Annotated in this window: 19 protein-coding genes and 1 riboswitch; of the genes, 12 read left to right on the top strand and 7 right to left on the bottom strand. The window is 63.8% G+C overall.

Annotation, left to right across the window (positions count from 1 at the left end; translation table 11 throughout):
- Nucleotides 1-21 precede the first annotated feature (21 nt).
- The 6 genes from thiD to PVW49_RS19965 form a co-directional block, all read right to left on the bottom strand.
- Complete coding sequence (gene thiD, locus PVW49_RS19940; protein WP_274565371.1) at nucleotides 22-837, bottom strand: bifunctional hydroxymethylpyrimidine kinase/phosphomethylpyrimidine kinase; 816 nt, start codon at nucleotides 835-837, stop codon at nucleotides 22-24.
- A gap of 59 nt (nucleotides 838-896) precedes the next feature.
- Nucleotides 897-989, bottom strand: a riboswitch (TPP riboswitch).
- Nucleotides 990-1,035: 46 nt separating this feature from the next.
- Complete coding sequence (locus PVW49_RS19945; protein WP_048534332.1) at nucleotides 1,036-1,758, bottom strand: FadR/GntR family transcriptional regulator; 723 nt, start codon at nucleotides 1,756-1,758, stop codon at nucleotides 1,036-1,038.
- A gap of 13 nt (nucleotides 1,759-1,771) precedes the next feature.
- A complete protein-coding gene (locus PVW49_RS19950; RefSeq protein ID WP_274591373.1) occupies nucleotides 1,772-2,542 on the bottom strand; it encodes an SDR family NAD(P)-dependent oxidoreductase in 771 nt (256 codons plus the stop codon).
- Nucleotides 2,543-2,544: 2 nt separating this feature from the next.
- Nucleotides 2,545-3,549 (bottom strand): ABC transporter permease, encoded by a 1,005-nt coding sequence (locus PVW49_RS19955; protein ID WP_083416152.1) that lies wholly within the window; start codon nucleotides 3,547-3,549, stop codon nucleotides 2,545-2,547.
- A complete protein-coding gene (locus PVW49_RS19960; protein ID WP_338020404.1) occupies nucleotides 3,546-5,081 on the bottom strand; it encodes a sugar ABC transporter ATP-binding protein in 1,536 nt (511 codons plus the stop codon). Before PVW49_RS19960 ends, PVW49_RS19955 begins: the two co-directional genes overlap by 4 nt.
- Nucleotides 5,082-5,149: 68 nt before the next feature.
- Nucleotides 5,150-6,280, bottom strand: coding sequence for a sugar ABC transporter substrate-binding protein (locus PVW49_RS19965; protein ID WP_083416151.1), 1,131 nt, complete (start codon nucleotides 6,278-6,280; stop codon nucleotides 5,150-5,152).
- 217 nt (nucleotides 6,281-6,497) lie between these two features.
- On the opposite strand from PVW49_RS19965, the gene PVW49_RS19970 reads away from it, so the two are divergent.
- Entirely contained in the window at nucleotides 6,498-7,640 is a 1,143-nt protein-coding gene (locus PVW49_RS19970) for an alpha-hydroxy acid oxidase (RefSeq protein WP_274591375.1), read from the top strand.
- 134 nt (nucleotides 7,641-7,774) lie between these two features.
- Here the strand turns inward: PVW49_RS19970 and PVW49_RS19975 are convergent, their stop codons facing one another.
- Entirely contained in the window at nucleotides 7,775-8,260 is a 486-nt protein-coding gene (locus PVW49_RS19975) for a hypothetical protein (protein WP_274591376.1), read from the bottom strand.
- Here PVW49_RS19975 and xylB point away from each other — a divergent pair.
- From xylB to PVW49_RS20030, 11 genes are all read left to right on the top strand, one after another.
- Nucleotides 8,226-9,671 (top strand): xylulokinase, encoded by a 1,446-nt coding sequence (gene xylB, locus PVW49_RS19980; RefSeq protein ID WP_274591388.1) that lies wholly within the window; start codon nucleotides 8,226-8,228, stop codon nucleotides 9,669-9,671. The two genes, PVW49_RS19975 and xylB, sit on opposite strands and share 35 nt — an antisense overlap.
- Nucleotides 9,672-9,790: 119 nt before the next feature.
- Nucleotides 9,791-10,819 (top strand): LacI family DNA-binding transcriptional regulator, encoded by a 1,029-nt coding sequence (locus PVW49_RS19985; protein ID WP_274565368.1) that lies wholly within the window; start codon nucleotides 9,791-9,793, stop codon nucleotides 10,817-10,819.
- Between the two features lie 117 nt (nucleotides 10,820-10,936).
- Complete coding sequence (locus tag PVW49_RS19990; RefSeq protein WP_274591377.1) at nucleotides 10,937-12,193, top strand: ABC transporter substrate-binding protein; 1,257 nt, start codon at nucleotides 10,937-10,939, stop codon at nucleotides 12,191-12,193.
- A 79-nt stretch (nucleotides 12,194-12,272) separates the two neighbouring features.
- Nucleotides 12,273-13,205 (top strand): carbohydrate ABC transporter permease, encoded by a 933-nt coding sequence (locus tag PVW49_RS19995; RefSeq protein ID WP_048534344.1) that lies wholly within the window; start codon nucleotides 12,273-12,275, stop codon nucleotides 13,203-13,205.
- On the top strand, nucleotides 13,202-14,032 hold the full coding sequence (locus PVW49_RS20000; protein ID WP_048534345.1) for a carbohydrate ABC transporter permease: 831 nt from the start codon (nucleotides 13,202-13,204) through the stop codon (nucleotides 14,030-14,032). Before PVW49_RS19995 ends, PVW49_RS20000 begins: the two co-directional genes overlap by 4 nt.
- A gap of 4 nt (nucleotides 14,033-14,036) precedes the next feature.
- Nucleotides 14,037-15,683: a glycoside hydrolase family 43 protein gene (locus tag PVW49_RS20005; protein WP_274591378.1), complete on the top strand. Its 1,647-nt coding sequence runs from the start codon at nucleotides 14,037-14,039 to the stop codon at nucleotides 15,681-15,683.
- A 27-nt stretch (nucleotides 15,684-15,710) separates the two neighbouring features.
- Nucleotides 15,711-16,718: an ABC transporter ATP-binding protein gene (locus PVW49_RS20010; RefSeq protein WP_074839253.1), complete on the top strand. Its 1,008-nt coding sequence runs from the start codon at nucleotides 15,711-15,713 to the stop codon at nucleotides 16,716-16,718.
- Complete coding sequence (locus PVW49_RS20015; RefSeq protein WP_074839250.1) at nucleotides 16,715-17,830, top strand: Gfo/Idh/MocA family protein; 1,116 nt, start codon at nucleotides 16,715-16,717, stop codon at nucleotides 17,828-17,830. The genes PVW49_RS20010 and PVW49_RS20015 overlap by 4 nt, the downstream gene beginning before the upstream one ends.
- Nucleotides 17,827-18,498 (top strand): ThuA domain-containing protein, encoded by a 672-nt coding sequence (locus PVW49_RS20020; protein ID WP_274591379.1) that lies wholly within the window; start codon nucleotides 17,827-17,829, stop codon nucleotides 18,496-18,498. The genes PVW49_RS20015 and PVW49_RS20020 overlap by 4 nt, the downstream gene beginning before the upstream one ends.
- Before the next feature lie 14 nt (nucleotides 18,499-18,512).
- Nucleotides 18,513-19,814 carry a xylose isomerase gene (xylA, locus tag PVW49_RS20025; RefSeq protein WP_274591380.1) on the top strand — a complete coding sequence of 434 codons (1,302 nt, stop codon included), beginning with the start codon at nucleotides 18,513-18,515 and terminating at the stop codon, nucleotides 19,812-19,814.
- Between the two features lie 588 nt (nucleotides 19,815-20,402).
- Nucleotides 20,403-21,698: an extracellular solute-binding protein gene (locus PVW49_RS20030; protein ID WP_244526579.1), complete on the top strand. Its 1,296-nt coding sequence runs from the start codon at nucleotides 20,403-20,405 to the stop codon at nucleotides 21,696-21,698.
- The last annotated feature ends 53 nt before the right edge of the window (nucleotides 21,699-21,751 follow it).

Here is a 21,751-nt window from a genome sequence, read left to right on the forward strand (position 1 = left end):
GCACTGGCTTGCCCGGCGTCTTTACGGGCCTGCGGCGATCTGGGCCTCGACGGCGTGGAAATGATGCACCGGGCCGTGCCCTTCGCCCACATCGAGCCTGTCGGCGCCGCCGATGGCACCGGTGATATAGGCCTTGGCACGGCGCACCGCATGTTCGAGCGGGTGGCCCCGGCCCAGCCGCGTGGCAATGGCCGAGGACAGGGTGCAGCCGGTGCCATGGGTGTTGCCGGTGGCGATGCGCGGCGCCTCGAGCCAGATGTCAGCCGCCGAGGTGACCAGCAGGTCAGGACAGATCTCGCCGGCCAGGTGCCCGCCCTTGAGCAGCACCGCCCCCGACCCGAGCGCCAGCAGGGCCCGGGCCTGGGCGTGCATGTCCTCGCGGCTTTGGGCTTCGGCCTGGCCCAGCAGGTCGGCCGCCTCCGGCAGATTTGGCGTGACCAGCGCCGCCCGTGGCAGCAGCGTCTCGCGCAGGGCCATGACCGCTGTTTCGGCCAGAAGTCTGTCGCCGCCCTTGGCCACCATCACCGGGTCGAGCACGATCGGGCAGGCCAGCCCCTCGAGCGCGCCGGCCACGGCCCGGGTCAGCGCCACGTCGCCCAGCATGCCGATCTTGACCGCGTCGATGCGCACATCCGCGCGCAGCGCCGCGATCTGCGCCAACAGCATGTCGGGCGGACAGAGATGCACCGACGAGACCCCCCGCGTGTTCTGCGCGGTCAGCGCCGTGATGGCGGTCATCGCATAGCCGCCATTGGCCGAGATCGCCTTGATATCGGCCTGAATGCCAGCGCCGCCGGAACTGTCGGATCCGGCAATCGAGAGAATGTTGGGGATCATCAAAGCGCTCCTCATCTGCACCGGCAGAAGAGAGGATTGCAAAAGCCGGAACCTGCACCCCGGGGATTTGCGCGCCTTCCTCCGCCGGCATTATCCGGGTCAGGTTCCAAGGGTACATCTCAGCCCGTTTCCGGGCGCCCCTGTCGCAGTTGTAGCGGCATCGCATCGACGCATGGTGAGGTCAAGTGTGATGGGGCTTCAGCTTGCCAGCCCCAGGCGTTCCGATGACCCGACAAGGTGGCGGGTCATCGCGTCACATGCGCCCTGTTCATCTTGCGCCTCGACGCAGTCCAGAATGACCTGATGCTCTTGCGCTGCGATTTTCGTCGTCTCTTCAAAGATCTGTTTGTCTATGGCCAGGGCGATGCTGTTCTTGAGGGTTTGATCGATGTACGAGATGAACAACACCAGAAACGGGTTTTGGCTGGCTGCGGCAAGCGCCCGGTGAAAGCCGAAATCCGCTTCGATATAGCTTTCCGGGCTGGCCGTTTCGCTTTCCATGTCGTCGATCAGGGCGCGCAGCTTGGCCAGATCCTGCTCGCTGCGAAACTGCGCCGCCAGTCGCGCGGTCTGGCTCTCGAGGATATTTCGCACCTGGTACAGATGCCGGAAATCCTCGGGCTGGGACATTTGTTCCTCTGTGATGGACAGGAACCGGTTCTTGTCGGGCGCGCTGACAAAAACGCCGACACCCTGCCGCGAGGACAGCAACCCCTCGTGGCGCAGGCGCGACACCGCTTCACGCACCACGGCGCGGCTGACATCGTAGCGTTCGCAAAAGGCGCGTTCGGTCGGAAGCTTGTCTCCGGCAGCGAGTTCGCCCGACAGGATTTGTTCACGCAGGGCATCCGCCAGCATGGTTGGCAAATCGGCGCGGGAGGCGCGCAACGGCATCTTTGTGGTTCCCGGGTCCTCTGTCATTCGCCTGTCCTGACTAAACGCCCAACTTGATGTTAAGCCCCCCATCAATAACGAAATCGGCCCCGGTGTGAAACGCGCTTTCCGGGCCGGTCAGGTAAGAGACCAGGGCGGCGATTTCTTGCGTGGTGCCGACGCGCCCCACGGGATGGGCGTCGCCAAAGCCCTGCATGGTTGCCGCCGGGTCGCCATCGGCGGGTGTCAATTCGCGCGCGGCGAATTCCAGCAGGGGGGTCCGAACCGAGCCGGGGGAAGCGGAGTTGACCCGGATGCCATCACGCGCAGCATCCACCGCAAGGGCGCGCGTGAAGGCATGTATCGCGCCTTTGCTGGTCGCGTAGCCCAGCACGTTGTTCTGACACCTGTGCCCCTGCACCGAGGCAAAATTGACAACCGAGGCGGCGCCGGCCTTTTTCAGCAGCGGGTACAGGAAGTGCGCCATGTTGAAATACCCGCCAAGATTCACACCGATCACCCTTTGCCAATCGGCGGGGGTGGTGGTTTCGATTGTGCCGTAGGGTTGAATTCCGGCACAATTGATCAGGGCGTCCAGCTTGGGGATACGCGCGATCAATGATGCGGCAAACTGCGCAACGGCCCGATCATCCGAAACGTCGAGTTCGACAACAGCTGCCTCGGGCAGGGCCTCTTTGGCGACTGAATTGTCCTGAGCGTCGACGCCGCAAAGCGTGACCGCAAAGCCATCCTGGACAAGCCGCCGGGCCACGCCCAGGCCGATCCCGGCGGTTCCGGTGACAACGGCGTATTTTTCGACTGATCGGGCCATGATCACGCGCCCTTTCTCATCTTGAGGACGCCATCCTGCACCAAGCGGTCGACGATGATGGCAACGATAAGGACGAGGCCCTGAGCCACAAACTGCCAGAAGGGTTCGACACCCGCAAGGTTCAGCCCGTTTGCCAGCACACCGATAATCAGAGCGCCGATGACCGTGCCAAGGATACGACCCTCGCCACCCGACAGGCTGGTGCCGCCAATGATGATTGCGGCGATCACCTGAAGCTCAAATCCCACCCCGATATTGGGATCCCCGGAGCCCACGCGCGAGGACAGCACGACACCGGCGAGCGCGGCGGTCATGCCGCACATGACATAGAGCCAAAGCAGGGTCCGTTTGATGTTGATCCCGGACAAGCGCGCGGCCTCTTCGTTGCCGCCGATGGCATAGATCCGTTTGCCGAAGGTGGTGTAACTTGTCATCACATAGAACACCGCCACGACGATGCCCGCAATGACGATCGGCATCGGTAATCCCAGGACCTTGGCGGTTCCCAGAAAGCTCCAGCCGGATGGCAGGCCGACCAGAATGGCGCTGGGGCTGATCAGATACGCTGCGCCACGGGCAATATTCAGCATGCCGAGCGTCACGATGATCGGGCTGACGGCAAGCCCGGCGATGATCACGCCGTTTACGGCACCGACCGCCGCACCAAACAGAACCGCCAGCAGGAATGCGAGATACAGGGGCACGCCCGCCACGGCGAGCGAACCGGCGATTACCGAAGAGGCCGCCAACACGCTTCCGACTGACAGATCGAGCCCACGGGCAATCATAACCGTTGTCATGCCGCAGCTTGCGATGATGACAGGCGCCGCATTGCGCATCACGTTCTGAAAATTCGACACCGTCAGAAACCGGTCGGTCAGAGTGGCAAAGACACCGCACATCAAGACGAGCACGGCCAGCGTCGCGGCGGTCAGCACCATATTGCGGTTCGATAGGAATTTCTGGCCCATTCCGGCGGTGGAATGGGGCGTTGCGACATCGCTCATGGATGTTCTCCTGTCAGAATAGGGGTCGCAGCATGAAGCATTGACAGTTCGATGACCTGTTCTTCGGTTGCGTCACCGGAAAGCCCGCCGACGATTTCGCCGCTGTTCATGACGACGATACGATCCGCCAGCCCAAGCAGTTCGGGTAGCTCCGACGAGACAAAGACAACCGCGAGCCCTTGCTCGGCGAGGTCGTGAATGATCTGGTAGATTTCCTTTTTCGCGCCGACATCGACGCCGCGCGTGGGTTCATCCAGCAAAAGAACCCGCGTCTGACTGAGAAGCCATTTGCCGACGACGACCTTTTGCTGGTTGCCGCCGCTTAACGCGGAAATGGATTGTGTGACCGAAGCCGTGCGGACGCCCAGCATCTCGATGATCTTCTGGATCGCGTCCGGTCTCGGGCCGTCGTGGGCCCGGCGATTGACATATTGATCCCAGATGATCGCGGTATTGTCCGCCACCGAGAGAACCGGCACGATCCCGGCACTGCGGCGTTCCTCCGGCACCATGGCAAACCCGGCCTCGATTGCGGCGGGGATGGAATTGGGCGGCACGGGCGCGTTTTCGACCGTGACCGTGCCGCTGCTGACCCGGTCCGCGCCAAAGATCGCCCGCAGCAATTCCGTGCGCCCCGAGCCGACCAGCCCGGCAATGCCGAGTATCTCGTTCCGGCGAACCGTCAGATCGATATTGCGGATATGCGCATTGGACAGGCCGCGCACTTCCAGGACCGGAGCGCCGGGCTGGCTGTCACGCGCGGGGAAAAGCGTGTCGAGCTTGCGGCCCACCATCATCCTGACCAGGTCCTCGGGCGTCGCCGCGCCACGCGTGACGGTCCCGACCCTGTGGCCGTCCTTGAACACGGTGATGCGGTCGCCAAGCTCGTCGATTTCCCGCATCTTGTGGGACACGTAGATGATCCCCTTGCCCGCCGCGCGCAGCCGGTCGATGACCTTGAAGAGCTTCCTGACTTCGGCTTCTTCCAGGGGGGAGGTCGGTTCATCCATGATGATCAGGCGCGCGTTCTGCCGCAGCGCCTTGGCAATCATCACCGCTTGCCGCTGGGCCGCCGAAAGATCACGGGCCTGCTGGCTGGCGCGCAGCTCTGAAAATCCGATGCTGTCCAGCAGGTCCTGCGCCAGGACATCCGCCGCCTTGCTGTCGAAAAACCCAAATCGTCCCGGTTCATCCCCCAAGAGGATGTTTTCCGAAACCGAAAGGCCATCGACAACCGCCAGTTCCTGAAAGATGCAGGCCACTCCGGCGGCCTGGGATTCCTGCGGATTGGCAAAGGACATCGCCTTGCCATTGACCTCGAATGTGCCGGCATCGGCCTCTTGGACGCCAGCGAGGATCTTGACCAGCGTGGATTTCCCGGCGCCGTTTTCGCCGATAAGGCAGTGTACTTCACCTGCGAAAAGGTCGAAGTCCACGCCACTCAATGCCTGTACCCCGGGAAAGGATTTGCCCAGACCAGTGGCTCTCAGCAATGGTGAAAGGCCGGGATCAACCGGCTCCGAATGTTGCACGGGCAATGCTCCTGCATTCAAATGTCTGGAAGGCGGGGCGGCGCAATGACACCGCCCCTTTGGATAACTTAGCGGGGGTATTGCTGAGCCAACCAGCTTTCGATCCCGTCCTCGGTCGGAATGATGGGCGGATAGCCGACCACGACCTGGGTGGTCTCATCCGCCTCGCCCTCGATCGTCGCGGCCAGCAGGTTGAAGGCGGCCAGGGAAAAGTCGTAGGGACCATATCCGCTTTCGGCCTTGAGCGGGGACACCGGATTGCCAAGCTCGCCCATGATCGGTTCGGACCCGTCGACCGAGGCAAGCGCGCCCCATTCGTCGGAATATTTGCCGACCGCTTTCAAGGCGGCCACGGTGCCCAACGAGCTGTCGTTGTTGATGCCGAAGATCACGTTGATGTCGGGATGGGCCTGCAACAGGTCCGATGCGGCGGCATTGGCCTTGTCGATCACCCCGCCGCCGTTGACGGCCTGGGCCACACGCGCCTCGGGCATCAGGGAAAGAAAGCCATAGAGAAACCCGTTCTTACGATCCTGAACCTGAAGCAACTCGGGTTGGTCGACGATGCCGATCACCGGGTCGCGTTCGGGAAACTTGGCCTGGAAGTACCGGGCGAGGTTGCAGCCGACGATGCGCGGGCCGTCGAAATCATTCGCGAAAACGCGGGGCGCAACCATTTCCGCCGGCTGCACATTATAGGTCACGACTTTCAACCCGGCATCCAGCATGCGCTTGACCTGTGGTACTGAAGCGGCGCTGTCGAGCGGCGCAAAAGCCACGCCGTCGGGCGCATATGAGATGATGTCGTCCACCATGCGCTGAACCGTTCCGGCATCAAACCGGCCGTCAAACACCCGCAGCTCGAAGTCGTATTTTTCCGCCAGCGTTTCCCAGTGGTTCGCAATGGCCTGGAAATAGGGATGGCCGAGGCTCATGACGCTCATGGCAATGCGCTTGCCGGTCAGGGCGCTGGCCTCGGGCTCTGTCAGCCACATGCCGGGAGCCGATGCGTAGCCGGTGAACCCCGATACAGCGCCGGGGATGTCGGCCACCGCGGCCTTGTCAATCGGCTCGCAAAGGTCCGTCGAAAAGGTGCTTGCAGCCGTTTCAACCGCGGTTTCGGCCGCGGCTTGTGCCCCCAAGGTGCAAAGCAGCACCGCGCTGCCCCGCAGGGCGCGCGTCAATACATTCCAAGTCATTCTGTCCTCCCGTTTCAGGTTTGAAGCGTCGAGATTCGAGCTTGAATGTCGTCGCCTCTGTGGTAGGGTTATCAGACAACTGATAACCCGTCAACAAGTCCTGAAGAACTGGCGCTTTCCACCTTTGTCGCTTGCCGACGATCAGAACGGCCCGCCTCATGTGTGTTCTGTTCCGCGCCGCCAGCGCACCTCAGGCTGACAACCGAACAGGAAAGCCATGCCCCGTTTTGCTTGCAATGAAGACCTCCGGCGCGCCGCGCGCCGCAGGGTGCCGAAAATGTTCTATGACTACGTCGACGGCGGGTCGTGGACGGAAAGCACCTATCGCGCGAACGCCGGGGATCTGGCCGACATCAAATTAAGGCAGCGCGTTGCCAGGGACGTCTCGACCCGGACTGCAAAGGGCCGGATGGTCGGTCAGGATGTGCGGATGCCGGTTGCGATGGCGCCGACGGGGTTGACTGGAATGTTCTGGCCGAACGGCGAAGTACATGCCATGCGCGCCTGTGAGGAATTCGGCGTGCCCTATTGCCTGTCGACGGTTTCCATCGCTTCGCTCGAAGAGGTGGCGCAACATGCGACGTCGCCGTTCTGGTTCCAGCTTTACGTCATCCGCGACCGGGATTTTATCGAACGCCTGTTGCAGCGCTGTGAAGCGGTCGGGATCGACACCATAGTCTTGACGCTGGATTTGCAGATGGTCGGCCAGCGCAACAAGGACATCCACAACGGGTTGTCATCCCCGCCGGCGCCGACGCTTCGCAACCTTCTGAACCTCGCCACCAAGCCGCAATGGTGCTGGGACATGATGCGCCACCGACAGGTGCAGTTCGGCAATATTCATGGCCATGTCGCGGATGTCGGCAGCAGCAAAACCCTGGCGAAATGGACGGACAGCCAATTCGATCCGACGTTGAACTGGGATGACGTCAAGTATTTCCGCGATCGCTGGAAGGGAAGGCTGATCCTCAAAGGCATCATCGACCCGGAGGATACGGAACTGGCCTGTCAAACCGGGTGTGACGCGATCGTCGTTTCCAATCACGGGGGACGCCAACTCGATGGCGCCGCGTCGACGATCCACGCGCTGCCCTCGGTGGTCGAGGCCGCCAAGGCGCGAACGGATATCCTGATCGATGGTGGCTTCACGAGCGGGCAGGACGTGTTCAAGGGCCTGGCTTATGGTGCGTCCGGCGTGATGATGGGCCGATCGATGCTCTACGGGCTGGGCGCCGCAAAACAGGCCGGCGTGGTCAAGGCGCTGGACCTCATCCGGCATGAGCTGGAAACGACGATGGGTCTGTGTGGCGTCAACCGTATCGAGGAAATCGGACGGCACAATATCCTCGCCGTGGCTTAGCTTTGCGGCCAATGATTGGGAATGCCGGATCAGCCGGTGATGGGGCATCCGGCTAACCGGAGCCCCTGTAATCGTTGCTAGGGGCGGGCTCTGCCCTGGCAATTTCCACTTTGTTCGGGGCGTGGTCATAAGAGTCACGCAGCCGCTCTCAGTCCCTGTGCCGGTTTCATTCCGCCGTTTCGCGACGGCCCGGAGGGCATTGCCAGCCCGTTTGCCTTTGGCTGGAAGTTACCAGCTCGGCGACGGTCAGACGGCCGCTTCAGGCGCTTAGGCAGCTCCTCGACATCTGCCTTGCCCACCGCGAAGCGGCGGAAGGAAAAGACGGCATTGGCGACGATCCCGGGAGGGCAGCGGTAGCCTTGCAGGCGCGGCATCGTGGGCGTGATCTCCATCCCGGCCACTTTGGCGAAAGGCCGTGGGCCAACAGGCTGGCGATGCCTTCCCCCGCCGTCCTTTGCGCTGTCGTTCTCAATTTGCTTTTCTCCCAGAATTTTCTGAGGTACGTATGTCAAAATCTGGGTTCGCTCCTGGCTTTGGGCATCGCGCGGCAAAGTCAGGGCAAAAGACAGGGGGCAGGACAGAATGATAGTGATCGGGTTGGATCTCGGAACATCGGGCATCAAGGCCTTGGCGATCGATGACGACCAGTCGATCCTGGCGGAAGCCAGCGCGGAGTTGTCGGTCGACCGGCCGCATGACGGCTGGTCCGAACAGAATCCGGCGGATTGGATCGCCGCCACCGAAACGGCAATCGCCGCGCTTCTGGACAGGATCGACCCCGGCGCCGTACGGGGCATTGGCCTTTCGGGGCAGATGCATGGCGCGACGCTGCTTGATGCCTCCGACAAGGTGCTGCGCCCCTGCATGCTGTGGAATGATACACGCAGCCATGCCGAGGCCGCGGCGTTCGATGCCGATCCGCAGTTTCGCGAGATCACCGGCAACATCGTCTTTCCGGGCTTCACCGCGCCCAAGCTCGACTGGGTGCGCCGCCACGAGCCGCATGTCTTCGAGAAGATCGCCAAGGTGCTGCTCCCCAAGGACTACCTGCGGCTCTGGTTGACCGGGGAGCATGTCTCGGAGATGTCGGATGCGGCCGGGACCGGCTGGCTGGACGTCGCCGCGCGCGATTGGTCCGACCCGCTGCTCGGCGCGACGGGGCTTGATCGCGCGCAGATGCCGAGGCTGGTCGAAGGTTCTGAGGTCTCCGGCAAGCTGCGGCCGGAGATCGCCGCGCGCTGGGGGCTCGCCGAAGATGTCGTCGTCGCGGGCGGGGGCGGTGACAATGCGGCCTCGGCGGTTGGCATGGGTGTTGTGGAGACGGGCACGGCTTTCGTATCGCTGGGAACGTCCGGCGTGCTCTTTGCCGCGACACAAGGATTTAACCCGAACGCGGAGAGCGCCGTCCACAGCTTTTGCCACGCGCTGCCGGACCGCTGGCACCAGATGGGGGTTATCCTCGCCGCCGCTGACGCGATGAACTGGTTCTCCGGCGTGCTCGGCAGCCCGGCCGCCGCGCTGACCGCGGATCTGGGGGAACTTCGCGCGCCGTCACGCACGCTGTTCCTGCCCTATCTCGGGGGCGAGCGGACGCCGCACAACGACGCGCATGTCCGCGCGTCCTTCCTGCACATGGGGCATGACACCGACCGTCGGGCGCTGGTGCGCGCGGTGCTGGAGGGCGTGAGCTTCGCGATCCGCGACAGCCGCGACGCGCTGGCCTCGACCGGTACACGGTTTGACCGGTTGATCGGCGTCGGCGGCGGCACGCGCTCGGAGTACTGGCTGAAGGCCATCGCGACGGCGCTCGACCTGCCGGTCGAACTGCCGGTGGCGGGCGATTTCGGCGGCGCGTTCGGCGCGGCGCGCCTTGGGTTGATGGCGGCAAGCGGGCAGGGGGCCGAGATCGCGACGCCGCCTGCGATCTCGCGGGTGGTGGAGCCCGAGCGCGACTTGGCCACAGCCTTCTCGGAGGCGCACGGCCGCTACAAGGAGAGCTACGCTGCGCTCAAGGCGCTGAGCCGCGGCTAAGGTGTTCGAGGCGCGCGCGGGGACGCAATGCCGCGTCGCGTTCCCCGGGCCCCTCGCAATTTGTCGATCTGTCGGCGCTGGTCTATCCGGAGGCCGAAGCAAACCAAGGGAGCTGTCATATGTCGCGACCGACCGTGCATGACGTGGCGCGTGTCGCCAATGTTAGTCTTTCCACCGTCGACCGGGTTCTAAACGGGCGGACGGGCGTGCGCGCAGCGACCGAGGAGCGGGTGCGCACGGCGATGAAGCAGCTCGGTTATGAGCGCGATATCATGGCCGCCAACCTGTCGCGCAAGCGGAACTACAATATTCATTTCGTGATCCCGGATGGCCCCAACAGCTTCATGCGCAATTTGGCGGCCGAACTGGAGACGCATGCGCAGGTCGCCCTGCGTGACCGCACCGAGATCAGCGTCTCGCTGGTGCCGCCCTTTGATGGCCGCGGTCTGGCTGCGGCCTTGCGGCGCGCCCGAGAGGCCAAGGTCGACGGGGTGGTGATGGTTGCCACTGAATCGGCAGAGGTCCGGCAGGCGGTCCTGGAGTTGCGCGCTGCCGGGATACAGGTCGTCACGCTGGTGTCCGACCTTTCGGCCTCGGCGCGCGGGCATTTTGTGGGGATCGACAACGTCGCAGCGGGGCGCACCGCCGCCGGGCTTCTGGGCCGGTTCTGCCAGGCGCGCCCCGGGCGTATTGCCATCGTCGCCGGTTCGATGTTGGTACGTGACCATGTCGAGCGCAGGCTCGGCTTCGAGCAGGTCATGCATGCGGATTTCCCGACCCTTGAGGTGCTGGCGCCCGTCGAGGGCGGCGATGAGGCGGCGCGCGTTGACAGGCTTTTGACTGACGTGCTTCAAGCATACCCCGATGTTGTCGGTGTCTATAGCCTCGGCGGCGGCAATCGCGGCTTGCGAAAGGCGCTGGACAGGATCGACGCTGCTGACCGGCCCCGCGTGGTCGTGCATGAGCTGACCGAGCAATCGCGGACGGCGTTGCAAGACGGGGTGTTCGACGCCGTTTTGCAGCAAGATATACACAAAGAGGTGACGAGCGCGCTCGTCATCATGCGCAACCTGATCGAGGCGGTGCCGACAGATCCGCGCACCGGCCTCATCCATACCGAGATCTTCCTCCGCGACAACCTGCCCTGACGCGTGTTTGGCAGCGAAAGCGTTGCACACGTCATTTTTTTGACGTACGTTAGTCAAACACAGCAGAATCGGGGTCAGGAGGATCCCGAGATCGGCAAAATTCCGGGAGGATTATCGATGAAAGTGATGTCAACTGCCCTGGTGGCAATCGCAGCTTGGAGCGGTACGGCTCTGGCGCAGGAGGAGATCCGCGTGCTGCGGGTTCAGCCGAGCGATCCCGAGCAGGCCTTTTATGAGCGCGCAGAGGCGGCCTATGAGGCGCAAAACCCCGGTGTTGACGTGGTGTTCGAATACATCGCCAATGAGGCCTACAAATCCAAGCTGCCGACGTTGCTGCAATCCAATGCCCGGCCCGACATCTTTTATAGCTGGGGCGGCCAGACGCTTGTCGAGCAGGCCGAGGCCGGCTTTCTAAAAGATATCTCCGGCGAGATCACCGAAGAGGTGCGTGCCACCTTCCCCGAGGCCGCGCTGACCGCCTATTCGGTGGATGGCGCGTTGCACGGCCTGCCGCTCTATGCCACCGAGGTGGTGTTCTGGGTCAACACCGCGCTGACCGAGCAGGCGGGCGTCGACCACACTGCGATCAAGACCTGGGATGACCTGCTGGCCGCGGTGCAGACCATGAAGGACGCCGGGGTCACCCCGATTGTAGTCGGCGGTCAGGACAAGTGGCCTTTGCACTTTTACTGGAGCTACCTGGCCTTGCGCGAGGGTGGCGCCGATGTCGTGACTGCGGCCATGGAGGGCGCGGATGGCGGTTTCGAAGCCGAACCCTTCATCGCGGCTGGGGCCGATTTCCAGAAGCTGACCGACCTCGAGCCCTTTCAGCCGGGGTTCATGGGCACCACCTATGAAACCGCCAGCGGCATGTTTGCCGACGGCAAGGGCGCGCTGCACCTGATGGGGGACTGGGATTACCTGCCAATGCGCGGCCGGTCGCAGAGCGGCGAGGGCCTTCCCGACGAGCAGCTGGCGATCATCTCCTTTCCTGCGGTCGCCGACCCGGTGTCCGAGGGCGGCGACAACGTCACCCTGGGCGGCATGAACGGCTGGGCCGTGACCTCGGACGCGGCGCCCGGGACGGTCGACTTCCTGACGTTCCTGCTCAACCGCGACCACCAGGAAGAGGTCGCGCGTGAAGGTATCTTCATCCCGATCGTGAAGGGTGCCGAGCAGGCCCTGGAAAATCCGTTCTTCCAGCAGGTTGCGCAGGACATCGCCGCCTCGAGCTATCACCAGATCTTCCTCGACCAGTTCCTTGGGGCTTCGGTGGGCGCCACGGTGAACGACATCTCGGCCGATCTGGCGCAGGGCGCCATCACGCCCGAGGACGCGGCGGCGCAGGTCCAGGAGGCCTGGGAGTTCCGCTGAGGGTTCCCCCTCCGGCGCGCGTTCCCATGGTGCTCCCCGGAGCGCGCGCCACCTTCTTACCGATACGGAGACGCATTCCATGCAAATGCTCGATGCTCGCTCGCCAGCGTCGCCGCGCCCCGCGCGCCGCATCTGGCGCGGCGCCGGTTCCAGCCGCTTCGCCGCCATCGCGATCCTTCTGCCGCCGGCGCTGATCCTGTTCAGCCTGTTCGTGATCCTGCCGCTCACCGAGTCGGGCTACTATGCCTTCTTCGACTGGAACGGCTATGGCACGCCGCAGGACTATGTGGGGCTGCGCAACTTCGAGCAGATCGCGGGCCACAGCGTGTTCCACACCGCGATCGGCAATACCACAAAGATCGTCGCGATCTCGCTCTTCATCCAGATGCCGCTGGCGCTGTTTCTCGCCCTGCTGATCTATCGCAAGACGCCGACCAACGCGGTGTTCCGGCTCATCTTCTTTGTGCCCTACATCCTGGCCGAGGTGGCCGCGGGCCTGATCTGGAGCTTCGTCTTCGACGGCAATTATGGCGTCACAGCTGCAATCGCGCGTTCCTTTGGCCAAGAAAGCTTCTTCATTCTTGCCGACCGCGACTGGGCCTTTGTCGCGGTGATGACGGTGATCGTCTGGAAATACTTCGGCTTTCACATGATGATCTATATCGCGGCCCTGCAAGGTGTGCCCGAGGACCTGATCGAAGCGGCCAAGATCGAAGGCGCGAAGCGGTCGCAGATCGTGCGCTACGTGCAGATCCCGCAGATCCGTCCGGCCATCATCGTCAGCGCCTTTTTTGCGATCATCGGGGCGTTGCAGGTCTTTGACGTGATCATTCCGCTGACCAACGGCGGTCCGTCGAACCAGACCCACACCATCGTCACCTATCTCTACAGCTTCGGCCTGACGCGACTGAAGATCGGCTTTGGCAGCGCCGTGGGCGTGCTGCTCTTCTTTGCCGCGATCCTCGTGGCGGTCTTCTACCAGCGCATCTTCATGAAAGGATCACGGGCATGAGCCGGTCGCATTTCTGGCGCAACTTCGCGCGCGTCGCGGTTCTGTGCGTGGTGGCGAGCTTCGTGCTGGCACCGATGCTGGCCACCGCACTGGGCGGCTTCAAGAGCAACGCCGAGATCCGCATGAATGCCTTCGCACTGCCACAGGACTGGGACGTCAGCTTTTACGGTGCGATCCTCGCTGACCCCGCGTTCTGGCGCTACCTCGGCAATTCGCTGCTGATCTCGACCGGCACCGTGGCACTGACGCTGCTGGTCGGAGCGGCGGCGGCCTATGTCTTCGCGCAGATCCGCTTTTTCGGCTCGCGCATGCTGTTTTCCTACATGCTACTGGGGCTGATGTTTCCCTTTGCGACAGCGATCCTGCCCTTGTTCATCAAGGTGCGCGATATCGGCCTGCTCGACACCTACTGGGCGGTGATCCTGCCGCAGACGGCCTTTGGTCTCTCTCTGGCGATCCTGTTGTTCCGGACGTTCTTCGAACAATTGCCCAAGGAGCTGTTCGAGGCGGCGCGGATCGACGGTTGCGGTTACGTGCGCTTTTTCTTTCGGATCACCCTGCCGCTCTCGACTCCGATCCTCGCGACCGTGGGCGTCTTCGTTTTCGTGCAGAGCTGGAACAACTTCCTGCTGCCGCTGGTGGTGCTGAACTCGCGCGAGGCCTTCACCTGGCCCTTGGGCATGATGCAGTTCCGTGGCGAATACGTCACCGAATGGAACCGCACATTGGCCTTCGTGACGCTGACGATCCTGCCCGCGATCGTCTTTTTCCTCGCCGCCCAGAAATACATCGTCGCCGGCCTTACCGGCGGTGCCGTCAAGGGATGAGACTATGACTGAAATCCGCAACCCGATTCTGCCCGGCTTCAACCCAGACCCTTCTGTCCTGCGGGTGGGCGAGGACTACTACATCGCCACCTCGACCTTTGAATGGTACCCCGGCGTGCAGATCCACCATTCCCGCGATCTCGCGAACTGGCGGCTCGTCACCCGGCCGCTAACCCGTGCGGCACAGCTCGACATGCGCGGCGACCCGGATTCGGGCGGCATCTGGGCGCCCTGCCTGACCTATGCCGACGGGCTGTTCTGGCTCGTCTACACCGACGTGAAACGCCGCGACGGCGCGTGGAAGGACAGCCACAACTACGTTGTGACCGCACCTGCAATCGAGGGGCCTTGGTCAGACCCGGTGTACCTCAACTCTTCGGGCTTCGACCCGTCGCTGTTTCACGACGAGGACGGCCGCAAGTGGCTGGTCAACATGGTCTGGGACCACCGCCAGGAAGGCGGCGACAGGTTCGGCGGCATCCTGTGCCAGGAGTATTCGGTCGCCGAGAAGCGGCTCGTGGGCGAGGTGCGCAACATCTACCGCGGCTCCGACCACAAGCTCACCGAAGGTCCGCATCTCTACCGCCGCGACGGCTATTACTGGCTGCTGACCGCCGAGGGTGGAACCGGCTACGAGCATGCGGTGACCATGGCCCGCTCCCGCGATCTCTTCGGCCCGTATGAGACCGATCCGCAAAAGCACCTTCTGACGTCCAAGGACGCGCCGGAAGCCTATCTTCAGCGCGCCGGCCATGCCGATATCGTCGAGACGCAGGCCGGGGAACATTACCTCGTCCACCTGTGTTCGCGCCCGCTCGACGCGACGCGCGGGGATGCGCCGGGCCGGGTCGTGGGCATCCACGAGGAGGATGCGCGCCGCTCGCCTCTGGGCCGCGAGACCGCGATCCAGAAGCTGATCTGGGAGGCCGGGGAATTTCCGCGCCTGGCCCATGGTGGCTGTGTGCCGGCGCCGACTGCCCCCGCGCCGGATCTGCCCGAGCACCGGTTTGCGCCACCGACAGGCCGCACCGACTTCGCGCCGGGCGCGCTGCCGCCCGCGTTCCAATGGCTGCGCACGCCCGACAGCGCGCGGCTGTTCTCGCTCGACGCCCGTCCCGGCGCGCTGCGGCTCTTTGGCCGCGAAGCACCGGGATCGTTGTTCGAACATGCGCTGGTGGCGCGACGCCAGACCGACATCGCCTATGCCGCCGAGACCGAAATCGACTATGCCCCCGAGACCTACCAGCAGTTCGCCGGGCTGGTCGCATGGTACAACGGCTTCAAGTTCCACTACCTGGCGGTGACGGCGGGCGATGCGGGGCAGCGCCAGCTCACGGTGATGAGCTGTCCTGCCGACTGGCCGATGATGCGCATGGAACAGCCGCTTGCCGCCCCGATCGATCTGCCTGCGACGGGCCGGGTCCGGCTCGGCTGCGATGTCGACGGTATGACCCTGCGCTTTCGCTACGCCATCGAAGGCGGCGATTGGACCGATCTCGGCCTCGCGTTGGATCAATCCGCGATCTCGGACGAGGCGGGCAACGGGCCGGGCAACAATTTCACCGGCGCCTTTATCGGAATGGCGGCGCATGACACCTCGGGGCGCGGCCTTCACGCCGACTTCCTGCATTTTCAATACGAGCCCCGCTGATGGCGGGCCTGACAAGGAGGGCCTCTGATGGCTGACGTTCAACTGACGGGCATCACCAAGACGTTCGGCGCGGTGACGGTGATCCCCGATCTCAATCTCAGCGTGCCCGACGGCTCTTTCACGGTCTTGGTCGGCCCTTCGGGCTGCGGCAAGTCCACGCTTCTGCGGATGATTGCCGGGCTGGAGAGCCCCACCGCGGGCGGGATCCGCATCGGGGGCACCGATGTGACCGATGCCGAGCCTTCGGATCGCGGCATCTCGATGGTGTTCCAGTCCTACGCGCTCTATCCGCACATGACGGTGGCGCAGAACATCGACTTCGGCCTGCGCCTTGCCAAGGTGCCCGCGGCCGAACGGGCCGCCCGCGTCAGCGAGGCCGCGCGCATTCTGTCGCTCGAAGCCTATCTCGACCGCAAGCCGGGCCAGCTCTCGGGCGGGCAGCGTCAGCGCGTGGCGATCGGCCGGTCGATCGTGCGCCACCCGGAGGTGTTCCTGTTCGACGAACCGTTGTCCAACCTCGATGCGGCACTGCGGACGCAGATGCGTGTCGAGCTGGCGCAGCTGCACCAGTCGATCGGGGCGACGATGATCTATGTCACCCACGATCAGGTCGAGGCGATGACACTTGCCGATCAGATCGTGGTGATGAAGGACGGTCACATCGAGCAGGTCGGCGCGCCGATGGAGCTATACGACCGCCCGGCGTCCGAGTTCGTGGCGAGCTTCATCGGCTCGCCCAAGATGAACCTGCTGCCGGGGCGTGCCATCGCGCGCGACGACGTGAAGATCGCCGGCATCCGGCCCGAGCACTTGCATATCGAGAGCGAGGGACAATGGCGCGCCGTGGCCAAGGTCGTGGAGACCCTCGGGGCCGACACCATCGCCTATATGGATGCCGAAGGTCTGGGCGAAATCACGGTGCGGTTGCCGGGGCATATACGCCTCAAGGCGGGCGAGCGGCTGGCGCTGAGCCCGGAGGCGGCGAACCTGCATCTCTTCGGGCATGATGGCCGCCGCATGGAGCACTCGGCATGAGCGCTTTGGGAGTGGGCGTCGTCGGCTGCGGCGTCATCAGCGACATTTACCTGAAGAACGCGGCGGTGTTTCCGCAGTTCGAGATCCGCGCCGTCGCGGATCTGCGTGCCGAGGCGGCGCAGGCCAAGGCGGATGAATACGGCAGCGAGGCGATGACGGTCGAGGCGCTCTTGGCGCGCGACGACATCGATATCGTGCTCAATCTCACCATCCCCGCCGCCCATGCCGAGATCGGTCACCGGGCGCTGGAGGCGGGCAAGCACGTCTATTCGGAAAAGCCTCTCGCGGGGAGCTTCGAGGAGGCGCGCGCGCTCAACGCGGCGGCGGGTGCGGCGGGTCTGCGGTTGGGTTGCGCCCCCGACACCTTCCTTGGTGGCGCGCATCAGACCGCGCGGGCGCTGATCGATGCGGGGCGCATTGGGCGCGCCGTCGCGGGCACCGCGACCCTGATGCTGCCCGGCCACGAGGCCTGGCATCCGAACCCGGATTTCTACTACAGCCAGCCCGGCGGCGGGCCGATGATGGACATGGGCCCCTATTACATCACCGCCATGCTGAACCTGCTTGGCCCGATTGCGCGTGTGACCGCCTTAGGCGGCCGCGCGCGCGACAGCCGCGAGATTGCCACCGGCCCGCGGGCGGGTGCGCAAGTGCCGGTCGAGGTCGATACACACCTCGCGGGGGTATTGGAGTTCGCCCAGGGCGCGCTGGTGCAGATCGCCACGAGCTTTGATGTCCGCGCGCACCGGCACGGGCCGCTCGAGCTTTACGGGACCGAGGGATCGATGACGATCCCCGATCCCAATCGCTTCGACGGTACGGTCGAACTGTTCGAGACCGGCGAATGGCGGGATCAACCGATGCACCATGGCCATGGCGACGGCAATTTCCGCGGGCTCGGTCTGGCACAGATGGCAGAGGCCATCGGCTCGGGGCGCCCGCATTGCGCCAGCGGCGATCTGGCGCTGCACGCTCTCGAGGTGATGGAGGCCATGCACCTTGCGGCCCAAGAGGGCAGGGCGATCGAGATCACGACGCGCTGTGCGCGGCCCGCGCCGCTGGCAGCCGGTCTCGGCACCGGCGAAATCGCATTGCAGGAGGAGGCGGCATGAGCGCCAAGGCACTGATATTTTACGGCGGCTGGGAGGGGCACGAGCCCGAAGCTTGCGCCGCCATCGTCGAGGAGATGTTGCAGGCCGAGGGCTTCGACGTCCGGTCCGAGGCAGGCGTCGCGGTCTTGGGCGAGGCCGATCTGGCCCGCTTCGACCTGATCGTGCCGATGTGCACGCAGGTGAGCATCGACCAGGTGCCGCTCGAGCGGCTTTGCGCGGCGATCGAGGCCGGCACCGGGCTTGCGGGCTTTCACGGCGGCATGGGCGACACCTTTCGCGATGCGCCGGCCTATCAGTTCATGGCGGGCGGCCAATGGGTGGCCCATCCCGGCGATATCCTCGACTACCGCGTCGAGATCGCCCAGCCGCAGCACCCGCTGATGGAGGGGATCGACGATTTCGAGTATCGCTCGGAACAGTATTTCTTGCATGTCGACCCCGGCAACGAAGTGCTGGCGACGACCACGTTCGACGGCAGCCATGCGCCCTGGATCTCCGGCACCGTGATGCCGGTAGTCTGGACCCGTCGCCATGGGCGCGGCCGGGTCTTCTACTCGGCCTTGGGCCATCAGGCCTCCGAATTCACCAATCCCCAAATGCGCGAAATCCTTCGCCGCGGGCTGGTCTGGGCCAGCCGCTCCACAGACAGCCGAGAGACAGGCACATGAAAGACGAGAGCACCATGACAAATTTTTTCAAGGGCATCCCAAAGGTCCGCCACGAAGGGCCCGACAGCGACAATGATTTCGCCTTCCGCCATTACGCCCCCGACGAGGTGGTGATGGGCAAGACGCTGAAGGAGCACCTGCGTTTCTCGGTCGCCTATTGGCACAGCTTCGCCTGGGAGGGCGGCGATCCCTTCGGCGGGCAGACCTTCGAGCGGCCTTGGTTCGGCGAGGGTATGGAAAAGGCCAAGCTCAAAGCCGACGTGGCCTTCGAGATGTTCGAGATCCTCGGCGCACCGTATTTCTGCTTTCACGACGTCGACGTTCGCCCCGAGGGCGCGGATTTTGCCGAGAACACCCGAAACCTGCGCGAGATCACCGATTACTTCCAGGGCAAGATGGAGGCGACCGGCACAAAGCTTCTCTGGGGCACCGCGAACCTGTTCTCGCACCGGCGCTACATGTCCGGCGCGGCGACCAACCCGGATCCGGACGTCTATGCCTTTGCCGCGGCGACGGTGAAAACCTGCATCGACGCTACCCATCAGCTTGGCGGCGAGAACTACGTGCTTTGGGGTGGGCGCGAAGGCTATGAGACGCTGCTCAACACCGACATGGGGCGCGAGCGTCAGCAGGCCGGGCGGTTCCTGACACAGGCCGTCGAATACGCCCGCAAGATTGGCTTTGACGGCGCCATCCTGATCGAACCCAAGCCGCAGGAGCCGACCAAGCACCAGTACGATTACGATGTCGCGACGGTCTACGGCTTCCTCAAGGACTTCGGTCTCGAAAAGGAGGTAAAGGTCAACATCGAGCAGGGCCACGCGATCCTTGCCGGTCACAGCTTCGAGCACGAGTTGGCGCTGGCGCGTGAGCTGGGGATCTTTGGCTCGATCGACATGAACCGCAACGATTACCAGTCGGGCTGGGACACCGACCAGTTCCCGAACAACGTGCCCGAAATGGCGCTGGCCTATTACGAGGTGCTGCGCGCCGGAGGCTTTACCACCGGCGGCACCAACTTCGACAGCAAGTTGCGGCGTCAGTCGCTAGATGCCGAGGATCTGATCCTCGCGCATGTCGGCGGCATGGACGCCTGTGCCGCAGGCTTCAAGGCGGCGGCGAAGATGCTGGAAGACGGCAAGCTGGAAGAAGCCCGGCAGGCCCGCTACGCCGGCTGGGACAGCGCCGAGGTGCAGGCCATGCTCGCCGAAGGGCTGGACGAGATCGCGGCCCGTGTCGAGGGCGAAGGCCTCAACCCGACTCCGCGTTCGGGGCGGCAGGAAAGGCTCGAAAACCTGGTAAACCGTTACGTTTGAGGTTTTGCAGCGGCGGTCCCGACCGGGGCCGCCGCTGCACCTCCGGCCAGATTTATCAGGAAGGCCGAAGTTCTCGGCGCGACCCGCAGCGATCCGAGGGTGACGCGGCACGGGATCGGAGTGTTTGATGCCCGAACTGCCGGCGAAGCGGGTGGCACCCGTGGTTGATCCTGACGGTGATGGGGCAGGTCTGCAAACCAGACCCTGAATGACGCGCGTGCATCGCTCCCACGCGACCCGCGCATTACTGCGCGAACGGCGGGACGTTTGCCGATCATGGGGGCGCTTCTGCTCATGATAGTGTTCGAAGACGTGGTGTTCCCCGGTTTCGGTCAGGCCGCTGTGACAGGGCGGCGAGCAGGCGCGTGAGCGCAATGCCGATTGGAAAAATCCTTTTAACTTTGGTGTGGCGCGCGATCTTCATCGCGCCCTTCGGCGTGGCTTCGCGCACGGGACGTGACGCATTACAGCCTTGGGATGATCCAAATCAGTCATTGACTATGTTGAAATTAGTGCATACGTTAACTCACGCACAAGCATCGTTCACATAGTGTGGGTGGTGGAATGGCGACTCAGGGAGGACATCAAATGCAGGGAAAATTGGCGCGGAGCGTTGCGCTGGGTGCGATCATCGGATCGCTTCATGTGGCCGCGCAAGCTCAGGAGGTCGAGTTCTGGACGCAGCCGTACGGCGACCTCATTGCTTGGAAACAGTCAATCGAAGCCTTGGCCGACGAATTCGAGGCCGAGTCGGGCATCACCGTCAATTACGAGCCGATCAACTGGAGCGTCGCCTTTCGGCGGTGGCTTACAGTGGCTCAGGGCGGGCCGGCCCCGGACTGCGCCGACATGTTCTTCCTGCATTCATTTTCCGCCATCGGCGGAACCGAGCATGGGCCGCTGCCGCTCAATGAATACCGTGACAGCACCTGGCCTGCGCTCGACACAGACTTTTTCACGGGCAGCCTTCAGGACGTGACGTGGAGCGGTGATTTCTACGGCATCCCCTGGCGTGGCGACGTGCGTCCGATGATGTATCGCACCGATCATTTCGAGGTGGCCGGCCTGACCGCGCCCCCCGATACCTGGGACGAATTGGTTGAGCATGCCAAGAAGCTGACCTTGCGCGACGAAAACGGCAACGTGACGCAATGGGGCTTCGGGCTTGGCAACAACAACATCGGACAATCGTTTCCGCCGCTATACTGGCAGGCCGGCGGTGAAATGATGACCGAAGACGGCCGCACCGCGACCATCGACAACGAAGCCATGCGCACCGCCCTGCAATTCCTGAAAGACCTTGTCTGGACGCATGAGGTTCTTGATCCTGACTTCATGGAAAAGGGGAACGACACCGGCGAGGCCTTTCTGGCGGGCAAGGTGTCGATCGTCGGCAGCGTACCCGGCGGCTGGCCCTCGAACTGGACGGTGGAATATCCCGAGCTGAACGACAAATGGGCCCTGGCCGTGCCTGCGGCCGGCCCGGAGGGGCGCGATGCCTATTCGGGGTCAGGATATTTTGGCGTCCTGCGCGGCAGCGAAAACGTCGAGTCCTGCGTCAAATGGATCGAGTTCCTGAGCCGAGAAGAAAACATGCAGGTGCTCAGCGAGGCGAGCGGCAATGTCAGCCCGCACCGCGGTGTGATGAATTCCGAATTCTGGAGCGATACCGAATGGAAGTCGGTCCTGACCGAAAGTCTCGAATTCGCCCATACGTCGCAGCACCCGTCGCCGGTGTGGAATGCGCTTGCCGCGGATGAGGCCGGCGCCGTGATCTACGACATGGTTTATGACGTGGTGATCCGGCAGGCCGACATGGACGAAACGATCAAGCGGGCCGAAGAGCGGATGCAGGCCGAAATGGATCGGGCGTTCAACAAGTAACCTCCCTGGTGCGGGGCCCGGCTGGCCGGGTCTCGCGCCGCATTTCCAGACAA

Origin of the sequence: Marinovum sp. PR37, assembly GCF_028807375.1 — a bacterium.
Classification (GTDB): domain Bacteria; phylum Pseudomonadota; class Alphaproteobacteria; order Rhodobacterales; family Rhodobacteraceae; genus Marinovum; species Marinovum algicola.